The organism is Yoonia sp. SDW83-1, assembly GCF_046762885.1.
In the GTDB taxonomy this organism is placed as follows: Bacteria; Pseudomonadota; Alphaproteobacteria; order Rhodobacterales; family Rhodobacteraceae; genus Yoonia.
The window spans coordinates 260,047-275,737 of sequence record NZ_JBKQXO010000002.1 but is presented as its reverse complement, the minus strand read 5'-3'; the positions used below and the strand labels follow the sequence as shown (position 1 = coordinate 275,737).

Genomic DNA, 15,691 nt, shown 5'->3' with positions numbered 1-15,691 from the left:
ACGTCGGACCCCAACGGGCGGTCCGTTTACCACATCCAAGCATCCCGATAGAGCCGCTGACGGCGCAATTCAGCCTCACGTTCCATCTGGGCGCGCGTGCGCCGCGCGTGATGCTGGTTCCAGTGATCTGGCGCGTTCCAGTCATTGTTACGGGGCACAGAGCGGAACAGTTTTGAAAGTCCTGTTAGCATGGCTTTTCCTTTCGTGATCTGATGAAAGGAAATTACGCCTCTTGCTTGATCAATGCGACTCTGTATGATTTTCCATATGTTAGTTGGGCTTTTATATGGATTGGCGTGACATCCCCTCGCTCGCGGCCTTGCGCGCGTTCGAGGCGGCAGCGCGAGCAGGCACATTCAGCGAGGCCGCGCGCGAATTGAACGTCACACATGCGGCCGTGGCACAGCATGTGCGCGCGATCGAGGCGCAGTTGGGCACGTCACTATTGGTGCGCGCCGGTCGTGGTCTGGCCCTGACCGATGCAGGTCACAGGCTGGCCGCATCGCTCAGCGACGGGTTCGGGATGATCACCAGCGGCGTGCGGGCCATCGCGGCAGACGCCGCGGACCGCCCTGTGGCGATCACAGTCACCCCTAGCTTTGCAGAAAACTGGCTGATGCCGCGGCTGGCCGGGTTCTGGGCGGCGTATCCGGGGCTGGGCCTGTCGATCAATCCCGACATGGATGTCGTGGACCTGCGCCGCGACGGGTTCGATATGGCGATCCGCTATGGCATGGGCGACTGGCCGGGGCTGGAGGCGGATTTGCTGATCGAGGCGGACTATACCGTTGTGGCCGCGCCTTCGCTATTGCTGGGCCGCCCTGCGCAGACACTTGCGGATGTGCAGAACTTGCCATGGTTGTTCGAGGTCGTGCATCGCGAGGCCCGGCGCTGGGTCACGGCATCGGGGCTGGACATGGCGTGCTGTCAGGCGAACGAGGTCGCAACGCTTAGCATGCTGCTATCCGCCGTTCGCGCCGGCGGTGGTGTTTCGGTCGTATCCAGTGCGCTGGTGGCCGATGACATCGCCAGCGGCAAACTGATCGCGGTGATGTCGGAACGGCGCGACGGGCTGGGATATTACATCGTGCACCCGCCCGGCACCCTGTCGGCGCGGGCGAAGACGTTCAAGAAATGGCTGTTGGGGCAGACGGCCTGAAGATCTTTCTCAGGCGTTACTTGCGGGTTTTCCCATCAATACCAAACGTCCCGATACCTTCGGCTTCTTTCGATGCACGGGCGATTGTCAGGTTCTTGCTCATCCATTCCCAGGATGCTTTGCTACCCTGCTCATCCTGCGCCACTGTGACATTGGTAAAGTCGTGCTCATCCGCCATCTTCTTGCCTGCATAACCGCCCAAAACGGTGGCCACGACCTTGTCGGATGTATCCAGCTCCTCGATCTTTCCGGATTTCCCGTTTTTCTTCCACGGGGTGCCGCCGACCCCGCCATGGGTGCAGAAGAACGTCTTTTCCGTATAAGCAACCGACGCCTTGGGCTTGCGCCCGCAATTGCCAAAGGACTCCCTTGATCCCGCTCGCGGATCGCGCAGAGCGTGATAACAGGCGGATACGTTGCTTGGGATCGTGTCAGTGAACAGCAATGGCGACCGGTCGACCGCATCAAACAAGAACAGGGCGTGGACCGGAATGTTGGCCTTTTCCAGATGATAGGCAAGTGCGACGGAGGCTGCCCCGCCCCGGCTGTATCCAGCCAGAAAGACACGCGTCGGTTTTGCAGGCGTGGCCAGTTTGGATTGTACTTCCCACTTTTCCTTGACCCATCTCAGCCCATTCCACATCCGGTCAGCCGTTTCCGTACCCGCCAATGATGGCCCCCGGATGTAGCCGGCAATCGGCGTGTGCCACTTTCTCCACATGGTGCGCACATGGCTGTTTTCGAAGTCTTTGGCATATTGATCGTTATTGTCCTCACCAGTCCCGTCGATGCCGTAGAAAATGTCCATAAATTGTTGCTCCTGATGTGCGCGGGCTATGCAAAGTTGTAGTCGATTTTGCCGTCGTTCATGACGATGGTGACTTCTTTCATGTCCTCACCCGAAACCATCCGGCTTAGCACCTGACGCGACAGATCGGGCAGGATGGAATTGGTGATGATGTTGTCGATCATCCGCCCGCCGCTGTCGGGGTCGCGGCATTGGTCGACGATATGATCCAGCACATCGTCGCCATAGACCATCTTCGCCCCGTGCGATTCCCGCAGCCGTTTGGCGACCGACCCCAGTTTCAGCTTGGTGATGCCGCCCAGCACATCCTTGCCCAGTGGGAAATAGGGGATCGTTACGATCCGGCCCAGTAGCGCAGGCGGGAAGACCTCCAAAAGGAACGGTTTCATCGCCGCGTCAAGCTCATCCATATCGGGAACCGTCTCGCCGCCTTCGCCCATCTCCATGATCACGTCCGTACCCACGTTCGAGGTCAGCAGGATCAGGCAGTTCTTGAAATTGATCGGCCGCCCGTTCCCGTCCTCCATGATCCCCTTGTCGAAGACCTGAAAGAACAGTTCGTGAATGTCGGGATGCGCCTTTTCGACCTCGTCCAGCAGCACAACCGAATAGGGCTTGCGCCGCACCGCCTCGGTCAGTCGCCCACCTTCGCCATAGCCGACATAGCCAGGGGGTGCGCCTTTCAGCAGGGACACGCTGTGTGCCTCCTGGAACTCGGACATATTGATGGTGATGATGTTCTGTTCGCCGCCATAAAGGCTTTCGGCCAGTGCCAGTGCGGTTTCGGTTTTGCCGACACCGGACGGGCCGCAGAGCATGAAAACACCAATCGGCTTGTTCGGGTTCGAAAGGCCCGCGCGGCTGGTCTCGATCCGCTTGGCGATCATGCGCAGCCCGTGATCCTGCCCGATCACCCGCTCACTCAGGTGGTCAGAGAGATTCAGGATCTGTTCAAGTTCATCCACGACCATACGACCCGCCGGAATGCCGGTCCAATCGGAAATCACGGAGGCGACCGCCTGCTCATCCACATGGGCATAGACCATTCGGTCATCGGCATCGGTGGCGTCCAGCTTCGCCATCAGTTCCAGCATTTCACCCCGGATCGTGTCGGGGTCGCGGGGGGCTTCGCCTTCGCGCTCGGCTTCGGCTTCCTTGATTTCCTCATCATTGCGGGCGTCGCCGATATCTTCGGGCTCTGGCGGTTCGTCTTCGCCGGTTTCGGCTTTGGCGAGTTCGGCGCGCAGGGCAAGGATGTCATCGACGATCTTCTTTTCGTCAGTGTATTTGACCTCAAACGCGGCAAGTTCTTCGCGTTTCGCTTTCAGTTCTTCCTCGGCCTCTTCCAGTCGTTCCTCGTTCTCTTCGCCCAGATCGCGCTGGGCGGTTTTGCTGGCGATCTCTGTTTCCAGCGCGCTGATGGCCGCCTGCAGGTCGCCGATACGGGCCGGGATGCTGGCCTGACTGACGGCGACGCGGGCGCAGGCAGTATCCAGCAGCGACACCGCCTTGTCCGGCAATTGCCGGGCAGGGATGTAGCGAGCGGACAGGTTGACGGCGGCGACGATGGCTTCGTCAGAGATACGCACGCCGTGATGCGCCTCCATCGGGCCAAGGATGCCGCGGAGCATGTAGGCGCAGCGGTCATTATCGGGCTCGTCGACGTTCACGGGCTGGAAACGGCGGGTCAGGGCCGGGTCCTTTTCGAAATAGTTGCGGTATTCGGCAAAGGTCGTGGCCCCGATCGTGCGCAAGGTGCCGCGTGCCAGCGCCGGTTTCAGCAGGTTGGCGGCGTCCCCGGTGCCAGCGGACCCGCCTGCGCCGATCAGCGTGTGCGCCTCGTCAATGAACAGGATGATGGGGGTGGGCGAAGCCTGCACCTCGTCAATCAGGGATTTCAGGCGCTGTTCGAATTCACCCTTCATCGACGCGCCCGCCTGCATGGCCTGAATATCCAGCATATGCAGTCGCGTGCCCTGCAGTTTATGCGGCACATCGCCATCGGCGAGGCGCTGGGCGAACCCTTCGACGACGGCGGTTTTGCCAACCCCGGCCTCACCCGTCAGGATCGGGTTGTTCTGGCGGCGGCGCAGCAGGATATCGATGATCTGGCGGATTTCATCGTCACGGCCGACCACGCGGTCCATCTTGCCGCTGGCGGCATCGGCGGTCATGTCGACGCTGAACCGGCCAAGTGCTGTCGAGGCGCTGCGGCCTTCGTCACCATCGGCTGCGGTACCGCCAGATTGCAGGCCGGACCCGTCCATCGGGCGCATCTCTTCCTCGTCACTCTCTTTCCAAAGCGTGCGGGATTCCTTGCCCAGTTGATCGGCAGAGATATCGTTGAAAATGGACGAAGCGCGGGTGATTTCGCGGTGCAGATTGCGGTCGTTCAACATTGCCAGCAAGGCGTGGCCCGATCTGATCTGCACCTCGCCAAAGAACAGTGTGGCATAGGTCCATGCGTGGTTGAGCGTGTCGGAAAGGCCTTCGGCGATGCCGGGGGTTTCGGTCACGTTTTTGTCCAGCTTGTCGATGGCCGCGATCAGATCTTTCAGGACCGTTCCGCGATCCAGCCCCAATTCGCGCAATGTGCAGGAGATATCGGATTTCTGGTCGGACACGATATGGAACAGCCAATGGGCGGTGCCGACATTGCGGTTCTTTTCGCTGCGCGCCTGCCGCATCGCCTTGAGAAACGCATCATAGCCAAGGCGGTTCATCTTGCCGGCGTATTTTTCGATATTGATTTCAGCCATGCGCGGGCTCCTTCAAATGTGGTCTGGCTTATGCAGCGGTGTTTAATGCGAATGTGGCGCCGGGCAGGTAGGTGCCGGGCGGTGGTGCCGGTTCAGGGGCGAGCGAGGCCATCCAACCGACCTCAGCCGATTTGCCGATCACTGCCGGTTCAAACTCTTCGGCGGGCAGGGTCAGGGCCACGCCAACTTCGAATGTGCGGCCCAGATAGCCGTTGACGATATCGAGCATGCGGGTGTGCGACGCCCCGCCAGGTAGAAATGCGCGATATTCGGCAAGTGTTCTGGCACGGATCTGGATCATGATCTTTTCATTGACCGATTGCGCGCGCGATCCCAGAAAACAGTCGCGGCCCAAGGTGCTGCCCTGCTGGCCCAACCGGTTCACGCTGTCGCCCTCGAACGCGATCCATGTCGGCACATGCTCTTCGATATCGATAGGCGCCCCGAGGTCATAGCGCAGCATCTGCTGCAGCTTGACCGGGCTTTTGACGCGCCCAATGCCGAGCGACGCCATGCCAAGCCGGTTTGTATCGGGGATATGACCGCGATCCGCCCAAGCTGGTGTCCCGATCCCGATCAGCGCGCCGACATAATGGGAAAACCGGTCGTCGTCTTCGTGGTCGAACTGGGTGATCGCGCGGGCATCTGACCACGCCCGGAAAAACATCTGCTGGAACCGGGTGGCAAAGATATCGGTGAATTTGACAAAGGCCAGATCGCCGCTTTGCGCCCAGCGCAGGACCTCTTCTGTGGTGTTCAGGGGTAGCGCGCCATGCGGGCCGAAAAAGCCGATGATCTGGTTGCGCAGATCGGGGCGGCCGGCCTTGTCCTGCCGGATATCCGACAGGTCGGTTTCGGGAAAGGCAAGGAACGGATCCTGACCGATGGTCGCCAGTTCCTCGGCCATCGTGGTGTTGCGCCCGATGCGTGGTTTGCCCGCGCTTTCGCGTTCCAGTTTGCGCAGCAGGGCCAGATAGCCGACCGGCCGATGATCCTGTGTATCTGTCATATCAGGGGTCCGGTGCCGGTGCGCGGCGGGAATTTGGCAACCTCGCCCCGGTCGGTTGAGGTGATAATTGTCTGTGTAAAGCTGTTGACGGCGGCGTATTCGGACAGAAACCGGTCCAGCGTGGCCCCCAGCAAGATGATCCCGGACCCTTCGAACGCGGCCTCGTCCATTGTGATCGTGATCTCAAGCCCACGGGCAGGATGGTACCCATCGCCGCGCTGAACCGACCGCACGATGGGCCGGGTGGTCACGGTCTTGATGCCCTGCAACTGCGTCTCTGTCACGACATTGGACAGATCGGCAAAGAGTGACAGAAGCTCGCGCAGTGACTCCGCCGCGCGGATCCCATCATCGTCGCCATCAAGGCTGAAATGGCTGAGCGACAGATAACTGATCAGCCGCCAGTAGTTGTCACCTGCTGTGGTGCGATGGGCGGCGTTCGCCTCAAGCTCTGTCATGGCGGGGCGGGGCGGTGTCGGCCCCCCAACGCAGGCAAGGCTGACGCTGACATCATCGCACATGTGGAAATCATCGCGGCTGTCGGCGATCGGCAGATATTCGGGCAGATGCCGGTTCGAACAGCGGGTGCGCACCTGCAGCCGCTGCGCCCGCGCGTCGCCTTCCAGATCGGGGGGTTCGTAGATCGAGATGAACGTCTCGGTCCCCGCATAGCGTTGTTGCGCCCCGAACCGTCGTTCTTTCTGGGTCAGGCGGCGGGGTTTCTGGCGGCTGGTGTAGTAAAGCGACTGGCGCGGCTTGGCACCGCCTTTGGGCACGGCGTAAAGCGGGTTGACCTTCACTTTGTCCTGCAGCCCGGGATAATGAGCATGCACGTCGATGATGTTGTAAACCTCGTAATGGGTCAGCGGGCTGCTGTCGGGGGTCACCACAAATTCGGTGCGTTTGTCATCCAGCCTGATCTGGCTTGCACTTTCCTCGAACAGGTTGACGGCTGGCACACAATTCAGCGCAAAGCCTTTTTCGCTGGTCCGGGCGGCCAGGTTTTTGTTGGCGGTGCCGAATTCCAGCAGCAGCTGCACCTCGGATTGACTGATGCGTTTGAGATGCTGCTGCAGCCCGGTCAGGCGGAAGCCCAGCAACTTGCGGGGAAACACGAAAACTTCGCGTAATTGCGCGAACCCTTCGAACAGGCGGCCATCATGGGGAAACAGGTTCACCCCCCCATCGAATCCGACCTGTTCAATGGATTGCTTATCAAGCCGGATGAAAACCGGATCGCCGTTCTTGTCGAGATAGCGAAGTGAGGCGCGTTTCAGATCGCAAAAAATCTGCTCATAAAGTGCGACCGCATCAGGCATATCCCCGATCAGATAAATGGGCAGGCTGTCGACCGCCACCTCGGCCAGTGGTCCGCCACCCTTGCTGCTGCTGGCAGATAGCGGCCTTTGGATCGTCAGTTGCAGGCCACCTTTGGTGCCTTGCGCGACCTCTGCCTCTCCGGCTGCCAGAAAGGGGGCGGGGCTGCCGTGATAGACGGCTTTGGGGATTTTTAGCGGCCAGACCGATAAGGGGCCGCACAGGCTGAACCGGCAAGACACCCGCTGGTCGGCATCGACAAAACGGGCATCAAGATATTCACCACTGTCGAAATGCAGCCCCTTGATCAGGTCCTTGTTTTCGTACGGTGGATTGGCCTGTGCCAGCATCACGCTGGGGGTGGGTGTCAGGGCGTCAGGAAAAATCTGGTTCAGCAGTTCGGTCGAAAATGTCCGAAACTCTTCTTCCATCTTCAGCTGGACACGGGCGGCCATGAAGGCCGTGCCTTCCAGCAGGCCTGCCACCGCTGGGTCCAGATTTTCCTTGATCAGCCCGCCAAGGCGGTCGGCGATGCCCGGATAATCGGCGGCAAATTCACGCGAACGCTCGTAAAGCAGCGCCAGTTCCTTGTTATAGGCCTCGCGGAATGCCTTTTTCATGTCTGCACCCGCAGTCGCGTCATCTGGATTTTGCCCGCGCCCATGTCGACCTCGGCCACGAAATCAAGCGGGACATCAACCGGGGTGGCCACCATTTCAGCGGATACATCAAAGCTGAGCCGCTGGGTGGTTTCCTGTTCATCCCGGTTAAGCTGGATTTCGATTGTATCGGCGATCAGGCGCGGTTCGTGTTCGATCAGCGTGTCGCGGATCAGTTGCGCAATCTGCTGGCCCGCATGGATCGAATTGCTCATCTCGCTCATGTCGCCAAAGCCGTAGTTGATGACCGACTTGGCGACATAGGGTGTGTCATCCAGATCAACCACTGCATCGAGATTAATCGTGTTCATCAGGCTGGCCAGATCGGCGGTCAGATGTTGGCGCAACGTCGCCTCATCCGTGCCAATGCGGCGTTCCTGGCTGCGGGATGTGACCTCGCGGGCGCCGTCCTGATAGTTGGCTTCATCCTTGCTGGCGTCGCGCTGGGCGCGCGCTGATCTGAACACATGCATCAATGACACCTGCCGCCGATCCTTTGGATCGCCGCGGGTTTTGTCATTTCCACGTTTGCTCCGGTCGGTGCTCATCAGGTCAGCTCACGAAAATCGGGCGGCTTAAGGTAATTCGGGGCCGCGAAGGGCCCCGAACGTGTTCGTTCCGCGATGTTATCGGCTAATGGCCGATTAAGCGCTCCACTCCTGGTTCGCAGCGACATCCCAGCCGGCCAGCGATTCAGCGCCAGCAGCACCGGATGCTTCCTGCAGGGTGTAGGCGATTTCGAACTTGCGGAAATTCAGGGTCAGGTTTTCCTGGATCCGGTCAAGACCATCCTTGGAGCCACCAGTGGCGTAGGACGAGATCATGATGTTCTCCAGCTTCATGCGGAAATACTCCACAGGGGCCGCACCACCGGATTTACGCACGATCAGCTCACCGTTTTCGATATGTTCGCCGGTTGCGCAGCGCTTGATCAGGTCGTTGGATGCCAGGTCGACATATTTGGTCAGGGAAATATCCTGCACGTTGACCTTGCCGCCGCCGCCGCCAGCACCGACATGTGTCGTGCCGGACTGGGACATGCCCCAGTTCCACGCCAGGACGTCGATTTTGTCCATATGCGTGGCATCCTGGCTTTCGCCTTTGATGTTGTTCGAGAGATGAAGAAAAATATCAACAGCCATTATATTACTCCGTTTTGGCCGCCAGCGTACTCAAATGCGCTAACGATAAGGGTTGGTTGGGAGGGGTCTTCATTTGCCGCTAGGCAGCTTGGACACCAGACTCATGCCGATATCCATGCCTTCCATTTGGAAGTGGGGTTTGAGGAAGAATTTGCCCATGTAGTAGCCGGGGTTCTCCTCGTCTTCGATGACCTGCACGGTTGCACCAGCCAAAGGCTTTTTTGCCTTCTCTTTCTCGGTGGCGCTTTCCGGGTTTGCAGAGACATATTTGTTGATCCACGTCTGCAGATCTTTCTCAAGCTGGATCCGATCCGGGCTTTGCCCGATCTTATCCCGCACCATGCACTTCAGATAGTGGCTGAAGCGTGAGACCGCGAAGATGTATGGGAGGCGCGATGACATGTTGTCAGAGGCCGTGGCCAGATCATCCACATATTTCTTGGGGCGATACAGCGATTGCGCACCAATAAAGGCCGCCTTGTCGGTGTGCTTGCGGTGGATCAGACCGATCAGGCCTGCCTTGCTCAATTCGCCCTCGCGACGGTCGGTGATCGACACCTCGGTCGGGATTTTCATGTCCTTGGAACCGTCGCCGGTATCAAAGGTATGGGTGGGCAGGTTGATCACCTCGCCGCCGGACTGCACACCGCGGATTTTGACTGTCCAGCCATATTCCTTGTGGGCGCGGTTGATATTGGCGGCCATCGCGTGGGCTGCGTTCATCCAGGCATATTGGTTACCGTCATGGCCGTCGGTTTCTTCGATGAAGTTGAATTCCTCAACCACCGATGTGCCGTCTTCGGTATAGGGTTCACGCGACAGGGCACGCGGCAGGGTCAGCGCCAGATACCGCGAGTTTTCGCTGTCGCGCAGGCTGTTCCAGGCGGCATAGTCGGGCGTGTCAAAAATCTCGGACAGATCAGCCGGGTTCGGCATTTCTGTCCAGTTATCCATGCCAAGCAGAGTTGGTGCTGCAGCCGAGATAAACGGCGCATGTGCGGTCGCCGCGATCTTGGATAGATCACGCAAAAGGCCGACATCGCCACTGGACTGGTCGAAATAATAGTCGCCAATGATTGTGCCAAAGGGCTTGCCACCCATGGTGCCAAATTCCTGTTCGTAAATCTTGGTGAACAGTGGGCTCTTGTCCCATTTGGCGCCGGGATAGCGGCGCAATTCGCTTTTCAGCTCGTTCTTGGACACGTTCATGACATTGACGCGCAATGAGCTGTCGGTTTCCGAATTGTTGACCGTGTAGGCCAGACCGCGCCAACTGCTTTCCAGCTCCTGAAATTCCTTGGCGTGAATGATCTGGTTGACCTGATCGGTCAGCTTCTTGTCGATCTTGGCCAGCATCGCGCCAATTGTATCGATGATATCATCGGAAATGACCGTCTGGTCATTCATCGCCTCGCGCACCAGCGTCACAACGGCATTATCGACCTCCTTGGCGGCCTCATCCGTGCGTGGCTTGATCGTCTGCTTGAGGATATCAGAGAATTCATCAAGCTCGTTCAGGCCTTCCTTGACCTGGGCGTCCTGCTGTTGCGCTTCTTCTGCCATTTCACATCTTCCCTATTACACCGCTGCTTGCGCCAACCCGACGCAATGCGTGTTTTTATTCAGCGTCGTCTTCGTCGCTTTTGTTGGCTTCGGCGAGTGCGGCCATCAGCTCTGGGTCTTCCAAAAGCGCCTTGAGGTGATCCTGCGCCTTGGATTTCCCGTTCATATACCGTGACAGGTTGGCCAATTGTTCCCGGGCTTCCAGCAGTTTGGCCAGCGCGGGCACCTGACGTGCCACCTGTGCCGGGCCAAAATCATCTATCGAATTGAATTCGAGATTCACGCCAAGCTTGGTGTCGCTATCCGGTTCCAGCTTGTTTTCAACAGCGAAGGACAGGCCGGGCGATACGCTCGCCATATAGTCATCCAGCGTCGATGCCGTCACATCGGTAAAGTTGCGTTCGGCCACCGGTGGTTTTTCCACCTTTGACGCGTTGCCGGACAGATCAGACAACACACCCATGACAAACGGCAGCTCGACCATTTTCTCGCTATCATAAGGATCGGCATAGGAAATGTTCACGCGCGGAGGGCGGTTACGCTTGATAAAACCCGTGGCGGAATCTGATGGCATCTAAACTCTCCTCAACATCGGCGTTATGAAACTTTGAATATCACTTGAAGTCAACGCTATTACCACGTTTTCAAACGGTTTGACGGTGATTTTGGACACAAATATCGGTTGCATTCTTTTTACTGACTTTCACCCTTTGGCGGTAACAAATCGGCGACAATCGCGGTGAAATCCTTGTCCAGATATGTGCGCGCCTTGAACAGCAGCACCGGGATCGGGCTGGCGGGTTCGCGGACCCGAAAATACTCTTCCACCGCGCTGATCAGCGGGGCCACTGCTGACCGGTCCGCGATCTCTGGTCGTGGGCCGGGATCGGCGTCAGTCGTCGTCTCGGCCTGACCGGCCCCTTCGCCAGCCAGCATTTTCAGCCGGTCCATGTATAACACGAAACCGGTGTCGGACCCGAACGTAATCTTGGTCTGGTTGGCCTGTTCCGGCATCAGCGTTTCGATCGCTTCGACCAGCGGGCGACCGACCAGCAGACGGGCCTGCGTGATCAGCAAAAGCGCCGGGGCCGCTGGTTCGTGGGTGGCAAGGTAACCCTCGACCGTGTTCAGGATTTGCAGGGCGGCTGCCCGGCTTGGGACGCTGGTTTTGACGGCGGGCGCTGCGGGTGCTGGCTGGGCGGGTGTAGCTGCTGCGTCTGGCGCAGGCTCTGCCCCTTCGGCGGTCTCTTCAACCGGCTGTGTAGGCGCTTCAACTGGCGCTTCGCCCTCCGCCGACCATGGTTTCAGATCGCTGCGCCCATTGTGGATCAGATCCTGAATATCCGCGATTACCTTGAGCGTATCACCTAATGATGGCGTGAACGGATTGTCGAGGCGCAGGCAGGCTGATTTGATCCGGGTCAGCGCGTCGGCGGCTTTGGACAGGGCGGCATGCGATGCCTCTACCGCGTCCCGGTTTCCCGGGGCCGCGATCTCGGACAGCATTGCGCCGCTGTTCAACCCAACCTCGCCTTTGCGCGGCTCTGCCCCGCCTGTCGCCACGGTATAGCGGCGCAGGCTGACCTCGCCGGCGCCGGCCAGATTGGCGTGCTGCAGCGGCAAAATCACCATGCTGGAATTGCCCAATTCATCAATGCTACCGCGCCGATCAGATGCGTCCTGCGGGTGGGCATCGTCGGGCCGGGTCTCAAGCAGAATGGCCAGCCCTTCGACCGCATCGGCAAAATCGGGTAGCCGACCGGCCAGGATCATCATCCGCGCCAGCAGCGACAACAGGCGCGCATCGCGGCTGCGCTTGAGCAGGGCAGTGATCGTCTTTTTCTCGTCCGCGTGGGCGATGGATTTGGGATCGAACAAGGTTCCCGGTGTGTAGTCGTCATCCGGGTCCTTGATGCCGGGCACGAAATAGCGTTCGGGCATCCGGCTTTCGGCCTCGAAATAGTAGTCGACAAAGGCCGCGTCGTCGGTCGCTTCCAGATTTGGCCCGCAGGGCGCATCATCCGACACCGGTTCGCTGAGCCAGTCGAAACTCATGACTTATCCTTTTGGAGTGACAGCATTTTCAACGCACAGTGTACCCGATTAAATCTGCCATCAAGCGTGCCGCGACGGGGTGCAAGGGTCAAGCAAGGGATTCCAGACCTTTCACGTCTGTGGCCTATTTGCGCGCTGCCGCAACGGCGGCGGCATAGCTTTCGGCAAAGTGCTGCAGGAACACATCCAGCATCCCGTTTTCATGATTTGCAACCTTGGCGTCCCAGCGTTTGACGTATTCTTCCCAGGCCTTGCGCCGTCCGCCTGCCAGCAAGCCGCCACCGGTCGATTCTTCAATCGCCTCCGGTGCCAGGTCTGCGAGCAGTTTGATCAGCGCAGGCTGGATCGCGGCAAAGACCGCCATCTGGTGCGTCTTCACGTCGTTCAGTGCCGATGTCATCCCTTCGCCGCCGGTCATGAAACCTTCGCGCGGTTGCACAAACATGACCTCGAGTGCCTGGGTCGGATCGGGCAGGAATTTCAGCGGGTTGTTGTTGGCGGCCCCCATCATGGTCCGGTCGCCGCCACGGGTGAATTTCTTGGCCGCTGCCCTGTCTTGCAGCAAGGCCATCAGTTCGGCGGCGGCGGTTCGCATTGTCTGGCCAAGTTCGCGGGCAAGTGCCTCACCATCCGCCGTACTGCCCGGCGGTGGCGGTGGTAAACCCGCCCCTTCACAGAACGCCTTCAGGATCGCAGCGCCGTTATCGGGTGGTGGTGCTGGCGTGGGCGATGGTGTGGCCGCCTGCGGCTGCTGCGGGGTCGGGCCGGGCATGGGTGATGGGGCTGCAGGGATCGGGCTGTCACCAAAGGGTGAATCCGATGCGCCAAAAGGCGACGGGGCTGCAGCGGGCACCGCCGCAGATGGCGATGGTTCGGGTGCCGGTGCAGGCTGCGGCGCGACGGGGTTCACAATAAAGTCGCTGGCAAAATCCTCGAACGCGCGCGGGTCGGGGCTCGGGCTGACATCAACCGGGGCGGCGGGGGTAGATGACACGGCCCAGGGATCGCTGTCTTCGAATTGCGGTGCCGGGGTCATCGCCTGTGGCGGCGGGGCTGCCGCGATACCTGCGCCAAGATCAACAACGATAAAGTAATTGCCGACCTGAAACCGGTCGCCCTGTTTCAGTTGATAGGCCCCTTCGATCCGGTGGCGCTGGCCATCCAGAAACACGCCGTTGGTGGATACATCGGTCAGCCAATAGGCCCCGTCACGATAGCTGATGTCGAAATGATGGCCCGAGATATGCTTTTGCGGATCAGGCAATGTCCAGTCCATCGCGGCAGAACGCCCGGCGCTCATGCCCGCACCCGTCACCGTAGCCGAGGTCGGCCCGCCGTCAGGCAGGCTGTCATAATTCTCGATCCTCAGTGTCAGGGTCATGCCACGCCGTACCAGTCAAATGGGGTCAGGGACCGCTAATAAACCTTGAAGAGAGATTCTGCCATGTCGATAAACCTGGCGAGGAAAATAGGGCGGCGTGACAGATCGGCGCGGGCCAGACAGGACAGGATTGCCGTGTTGATCGCGCGCGGCGCGCGGCTGTGATGCACAGGGGCCGGATCATTGGGGGCGATGGACCCGCCAGACCAGCCCACGGCCAATGCCAGATGCACACCGGGCGATTTGGCAGGGGCCCACAGCGCCTCTCGCATTACATGATGGCGCATGGCGTCGTCGGGGCGCCCGATCCAGCCCGCCACAAGTTCCATCATCTGCCGGTCCAGCGGGGTGAGCGCATCTGGCATGTTGCGCAGGCATTCGTGCCCCCACCAGATCGCCAGCTTGGGCTGGATGGCAAAGGCAGTGAAGGTCACCGCCTCTTCCGGGGTCGTCGACTGGCGCAGGCGCATCAGATAATCCAGTGCCTCTTCCTCGGGGCGTGGGCGCTGCTGGGTCACTTCGGCCAGTTGCGGGATGGCCACGTAAAGATCAGCCAGTGTTTCATACCGTGTGGCTACCGCGGGCGGTCGTGTCTTTTCTTCGTCAAGCGGTGGCGCATCATCGGGCGACATGAACGGGCGGATCCAATCACATGAGGCGGCAGAAGGTGCCGCGAGGAATACGCATAAGTTTCCGCAGTTGACCCACGGGCGTCAAGGACGGTTTTGGATTTACAGGTAGCGAAGGATCGGAAATGGCGTGGCACCGCGAGAGTTCCGATGGGTGGTCACTGCAATACTGGCAGTGAACAGCAAACGGCGGCCAATGGTTTGACCGCCGTTTTTCGGGTTATTCAAATGGTTCAGCTATCTTGCCCCACCGGTCCGGCAAAGTGCTGTGCCATTGTGTCTGCGGCGCGCGTCACATCCTCGGGGTTGTCGTAGAAGTCAAACTGCGTGACGTCTTCCAGCATCTGCAATGTTGCATCACCGCTGAACCCTTCGAGGAAGCTGCGGACACCCTGCGGAATTGCCGCCGCTTCGGAATGCACAATGGCGAGCGGTTGGGTCAGCCGGTTTGGGTTATCCGCCGGATGATATGTCAGCCAGCCTTCCCAGCCTGCGTTATTCCACTGGTTGTCATATTCCGGGATCGCGCCGCGATCGGCCTCGTAATAATAGCCACCGATGGGCATCAATACGCCTTCGGCACCTTCGGGACCAGCGGCAGGGATGATCTGGCCACCCGCCGCTTCGGCGGCGCGGCTCGCTGCGATCAGGCCTTGCACGCTTTCTTCGCCACCATAGACGGCATTCACGATCTCTTCGTTTTGCAGCCACGGCGCCACAAGTCCGATCCGTTGGACAAGGTCATTCCCGGCGACAGCATCGATCATGTAGCCAGCCGAGGCGCAGATGCCCAAACCGTTGATCTGTGTCGGGTCGACCTCTGGCAGTGTGGCGACAAAGTCGAACGCGGCACGGATGTCGGATGTCTTTGCCTCCGGGCTTTCGACAAAGCGCACGTTCTGCGGCAGGTCGCCGGATTTGCCCCAGCCGCGGAAGTCGAATGTGAAGGCGGCAAAACCACGTTCGACCATTTCCTCGGCATAGATGCGGGGCATCTGTTCTTCGACGCTGGTCCATGCGCCGGTGACGACAACTGTGGGCAGGGCGCTGCCATCGTGCCCTTCGGGCAGATAAAGTGTGCCGGACAGCGTGGCCCCTTCGTTTTCAAAGGTCAGCGTGCGGGTTTCAACCTGCGCGATGGCCGCAGTTGAGGCCATGAGGAATGCAGCAGTGGTCAGTGAGAAGGTTTTCATTTGGGATCTCCTTGAGT

Annotated in this window: 14 protein-coding genes; 1 reads left to right on the top strand and 13 read right to left on the bottom strand. The window is 59.6% G+C overall.

Annotation, left to right across the window (positions count from 1 at the left end; all coding sequences use genetic code 11):
- Positions 1 to 26 precede the first annotated feature (26 nt).
- Positions 27 to 191 carry a hypothetical protein gene (locus ACFWW4_RS03710; protein ID WP_411889628.1) on the bottom strand — a complete coding sequence of 55 codons (165 nt, stop codon included), beginning with the start codon at positions 189 to 191 and terminating at the stop codon, positions 27 to 29.
- A gap of 95 nt (positions 192 to 286) precedes the next feature.
- Here ACFWW4_RS03710 and ACFWW4_RS03705 point away from each other — a divergent pair, with 95 nt between their 5' ends.
- Positions 287 to 1,159 carry a LysR family transcriptional regulator gene (locus ACFWW4_RS03705; RefSeq protein ID WP_411889627.1) on the top strand — a complete coding sequence of 291 codons (873 nt, stop codon included), beginning with the start codon at positions 287 to 289 and terminating at the stop codon, positions 1,157 to 1,159.
- A gap of 16 nt (positions 1,160 to 1,175) precedes the next feature.
- On the opposite strand, the gene ACFWW4_RS03700 is transcribed toward ACFWW4_RS03705, so the two are convergent.
- The 12 genes from ACFWW4_RS03700 to ACFWW4_RS03645 all read right to left on the bottom strand — a co-directional run bounded on the left by ACFWW4_RS03700 (position 1,176) and on the right by ACFWW4_RS03645 (position 15,674).
- Positions 1,176 to 1,967: a hypothetical protein gene (locus ACFWW4_RS03700; protein WP_393933569.1), complete on the bottom strand. Its 792-nt coding sequence runs from the start codon at positions 1,965 to 1,967 to the stop codon at positions 1,176 to 1,178.
- A gap of 26 nt (positions 1,968 to 1,993) precedes the next feature.
- The gene (gene tssH / locus ACFWW4_RS03695) at positions 1,994 to 4,726 is read right to left on the bottom strand and encodes a type VI secretion system ATPase TssH (RefSeq protein WP_411889626.1); all 2,733 of its coding nucleotides are present in this window, start codon (positions 4,724 to 4,726) and stop codon (positions 1,994 to 1,996) included.
- A 28-nt stretch (positions 4,727 to 4,754) separates the two neighbouring features.
- Positions 4,755 to 5,735 carry a type VI secretion system baseplate subunit TssG gene (gene tssG, locus ACFWW4_RS03690; protein WP_411889625.1) on the bottom strand — a complete coding sequence of 327 codons (981 nt, stop codon included), beginning with the start codon at positions 5,733 to 5,735 and terminating at the stop codon, positions 4,755 to 4,757.
- The gene (gene tssF, locus ACFWW4_RS03685; RefSeq protein ID WP_411889624.1) at positions 5,732 to 7,672 is read right to left on the bottom strand and encodes a type VI secretion system baseplate subunit TssF; all 1,941 of its coding nucleotides are present in this window, start codon (positions 7,670 to 7,672) and stop codon (positions 5,732 to 5,734) included. Before tssF ends, tssG begins: the two co-directional genes overlap by 4 nt.
- Complete coding sequence (gene tssE / locus ACFWW4_RS03680) at positions 7,669 to 8,259, bottom strand: type VI secretion system baseplate subunit TssE (RefSeq protein WP_393933561.1); 591 nt, start codon at positions 8,257 to 8,259, stop codon at positions 7,669 to 7,671. Before tssE ends, tssF begins: the two co-directional genes overlap by 4 nt.
- A 96-nt stretch (positions 8,260 to 8,355) precedes the next feature.
- Positions 8,356 to 8,853 carry an Hcp family type VI secretion system effector gene (locus tag ACFWW4_RS03675; protein ID WP_393933559.1) on the bottom strand — a complete coding sequence of 166 codons (498 nt, stop codon included), beginning with the start codon at positions 8,851 to 8,853 and terminating at the stop codon, positions 8,356 to 8,358.
- Between the two features lie 69 nt (positions 8,854 to 8,922).
- Complete coding sequence (gene tssC, locus ACFWW4_RS03670) at positions 8,923 to 10,416, bottom strand: type VI secretion system contractile sheath large subunit (RefSeq protein ID WP_393933557.1); 1,494 nt, start codon at positions 10,414 to 10,416, stop codon at positions 8,923 to 8,925.
- A gap of 55 nt (positions 10,417 to 10,471) precedes the next feature.
- Positions 10,472 to 10,990 carry a type VI secretion system contractile sheath small subunit gene (gene tssB, locus ACFWW4_RS03665; protein WP_393933554.1) on the bottom strand — a complete coding sequence of 173 codons (519 nt, stop codon included), beginning with the start codon at positions 10,988 to 10,990 and terminating at the stop codon, positions 10,472 to 10,474.
- Positions 10,991 to 11,109: 119 nt separating this feature from the next.
- Positions 11,110 to 12,471: an ImpA family type VI secretion system protein gene (locus tag ACFWW4_RS03660; RefSeq protein WP_411889623.1), complete on the bottom strand. Its 1,362-nt coding sequence runs from the start codon at positions 12,469 to 12,471 to the stop codon at positions 11,110 to 11,112.
- 124 nt (positions 12,472 to 12,595) lie between these two features.
- Positions 12,596 to 13,852 (bottom strand): type VI secretion system-associated FHA domain protein TagH, encoded by a 1,257-nt coding sequence (gene tagH / locus ACFWW4_RS03655; protein ID WP_411889622.1) that lies wholly within the window; start codon positions 13,850 to 13,852, stop codon positions 12,596 to 12,598.
- A gap of 35 nt (positions 13,853 to 13,887) precedes the next feature.
- Entirely contained in the window at positions 13,888 to 14,484 is a 597-nt protein-coding gene (locus tag ACFWW4_RS03650) for a DUF6931 family protein (RefSeq protein WP_411889621.1), read from the bottom strand.
- Between the two features lie 230 nt (positions 14,485 to 14,714).
- A complete protein-coding gene (locus tag ACFWW4_RS03645) occupies positions 14,715 to 15,674 on the bottom strand; it encodes an alpha/beta hydrolase (RefSeq protein ID WP_411889620.1) in 960 nt (319 codons plus the stop codon).
- Positions 15,675 to 15,691 lie beyond the last annotated feature (17 nt).

Bases quoted from the DNA above. Each gene is read 5' to 3' on its own strand.
- ACFWW4_RS03705 (WP_411889627.1), top strand. From the start codon at position 287: ATGGATTGGCGTGACATCCCCTCGCTCGCGGCCTTGCGCGCGTTCGAG.
- tssC (WP_393933557.1), bottom strand. From the start codon at position 10,416: ATGGCAGAAGAAGCGCAACAGCAGGACGCCCAGGTCAAGGAAGGCCTG.
- ACFWW4_RS03700 (WP_393933569.1), bottom strand. From the start codon at position 1,967: ATGGACATTTTCTACGGCATCGACGGGACTGGTGAGGACAATAACGAT.
- tagH (WP_411889622.1), bottom strand. From the start codon at position 13,852: ATGACCCTGACACTGAGGATCGAGAATTATGACAGCCTGCCTGACGGC.
- tssH (WP_411889626.1), bottom strand. From the start codon at position 4,726: ATGGCTGAAATCAATATCGAAAAATACGCCGGCAAGATGAACCGCCTT.
- tssE (WP_393933561.1), bottom strand. From the start codon at position 8,259: ATGAGCACCGACCGGAGCAAACGTGGAAATGACAAAACCCGCGGCGAT.
- ACFWW4_RS03675 (WP_393933559.1), bottom strand. From the start codon at position 8,853: ATGGCTGTTGATATTTTTCTTCATCTCTCGAACAACATCAAAGGCGAA.
- ACFWW4_RS03650 (WP_411889621.1), bottom strand. From the start codon at position 14,484: ATGTCGCCCGATGATGCGCCACCGCTTGACGAAGAAAAGACACGACCG.
- ACFWW4_RS03660 (WP_411889623.1), bottom strand. From the start codon at position 12,471: ATGAGTTTCGACTGGCTCAGCGAACCGGTGTCGGATGATGCGCCCTGC.
- ACFWW4_RS03645 (WP_411889620.1), bottom strand. From the start codon at position 15,674: ATGAAAACCTTCTCACTGACCACTGCTGCATTCCTCATGGCCTCAACT.
- tssF (WP_411889624.1), bottom strand. From the start codon at position 7,672: ATGAAAAAGGCATTCCGCGAGGCCTATAACAAGGAACTGGCGCTGCTT.
- ACFWW4_RS03710 (WP_411889628.1), bottom strand. From the start codon at position 191: ATGCTAACAGGACTTTCAAAACTGTTCCGCTCTGTGCCCCGTAACAAT.
- tssB (WP_393933554.1), bottom strand. From the start codon at position 10,990: ATGCCATCAGATTCCGCCACGGGTTTTATCAAGCGTAACCGCCCTCCG.
- tssG (WP_411889625.1), bottom strand. From the start codon at position 5,735: ATGACAGATACACAGGATCATCGGCCGGTCGGCTATCTGGCCCTGCTG.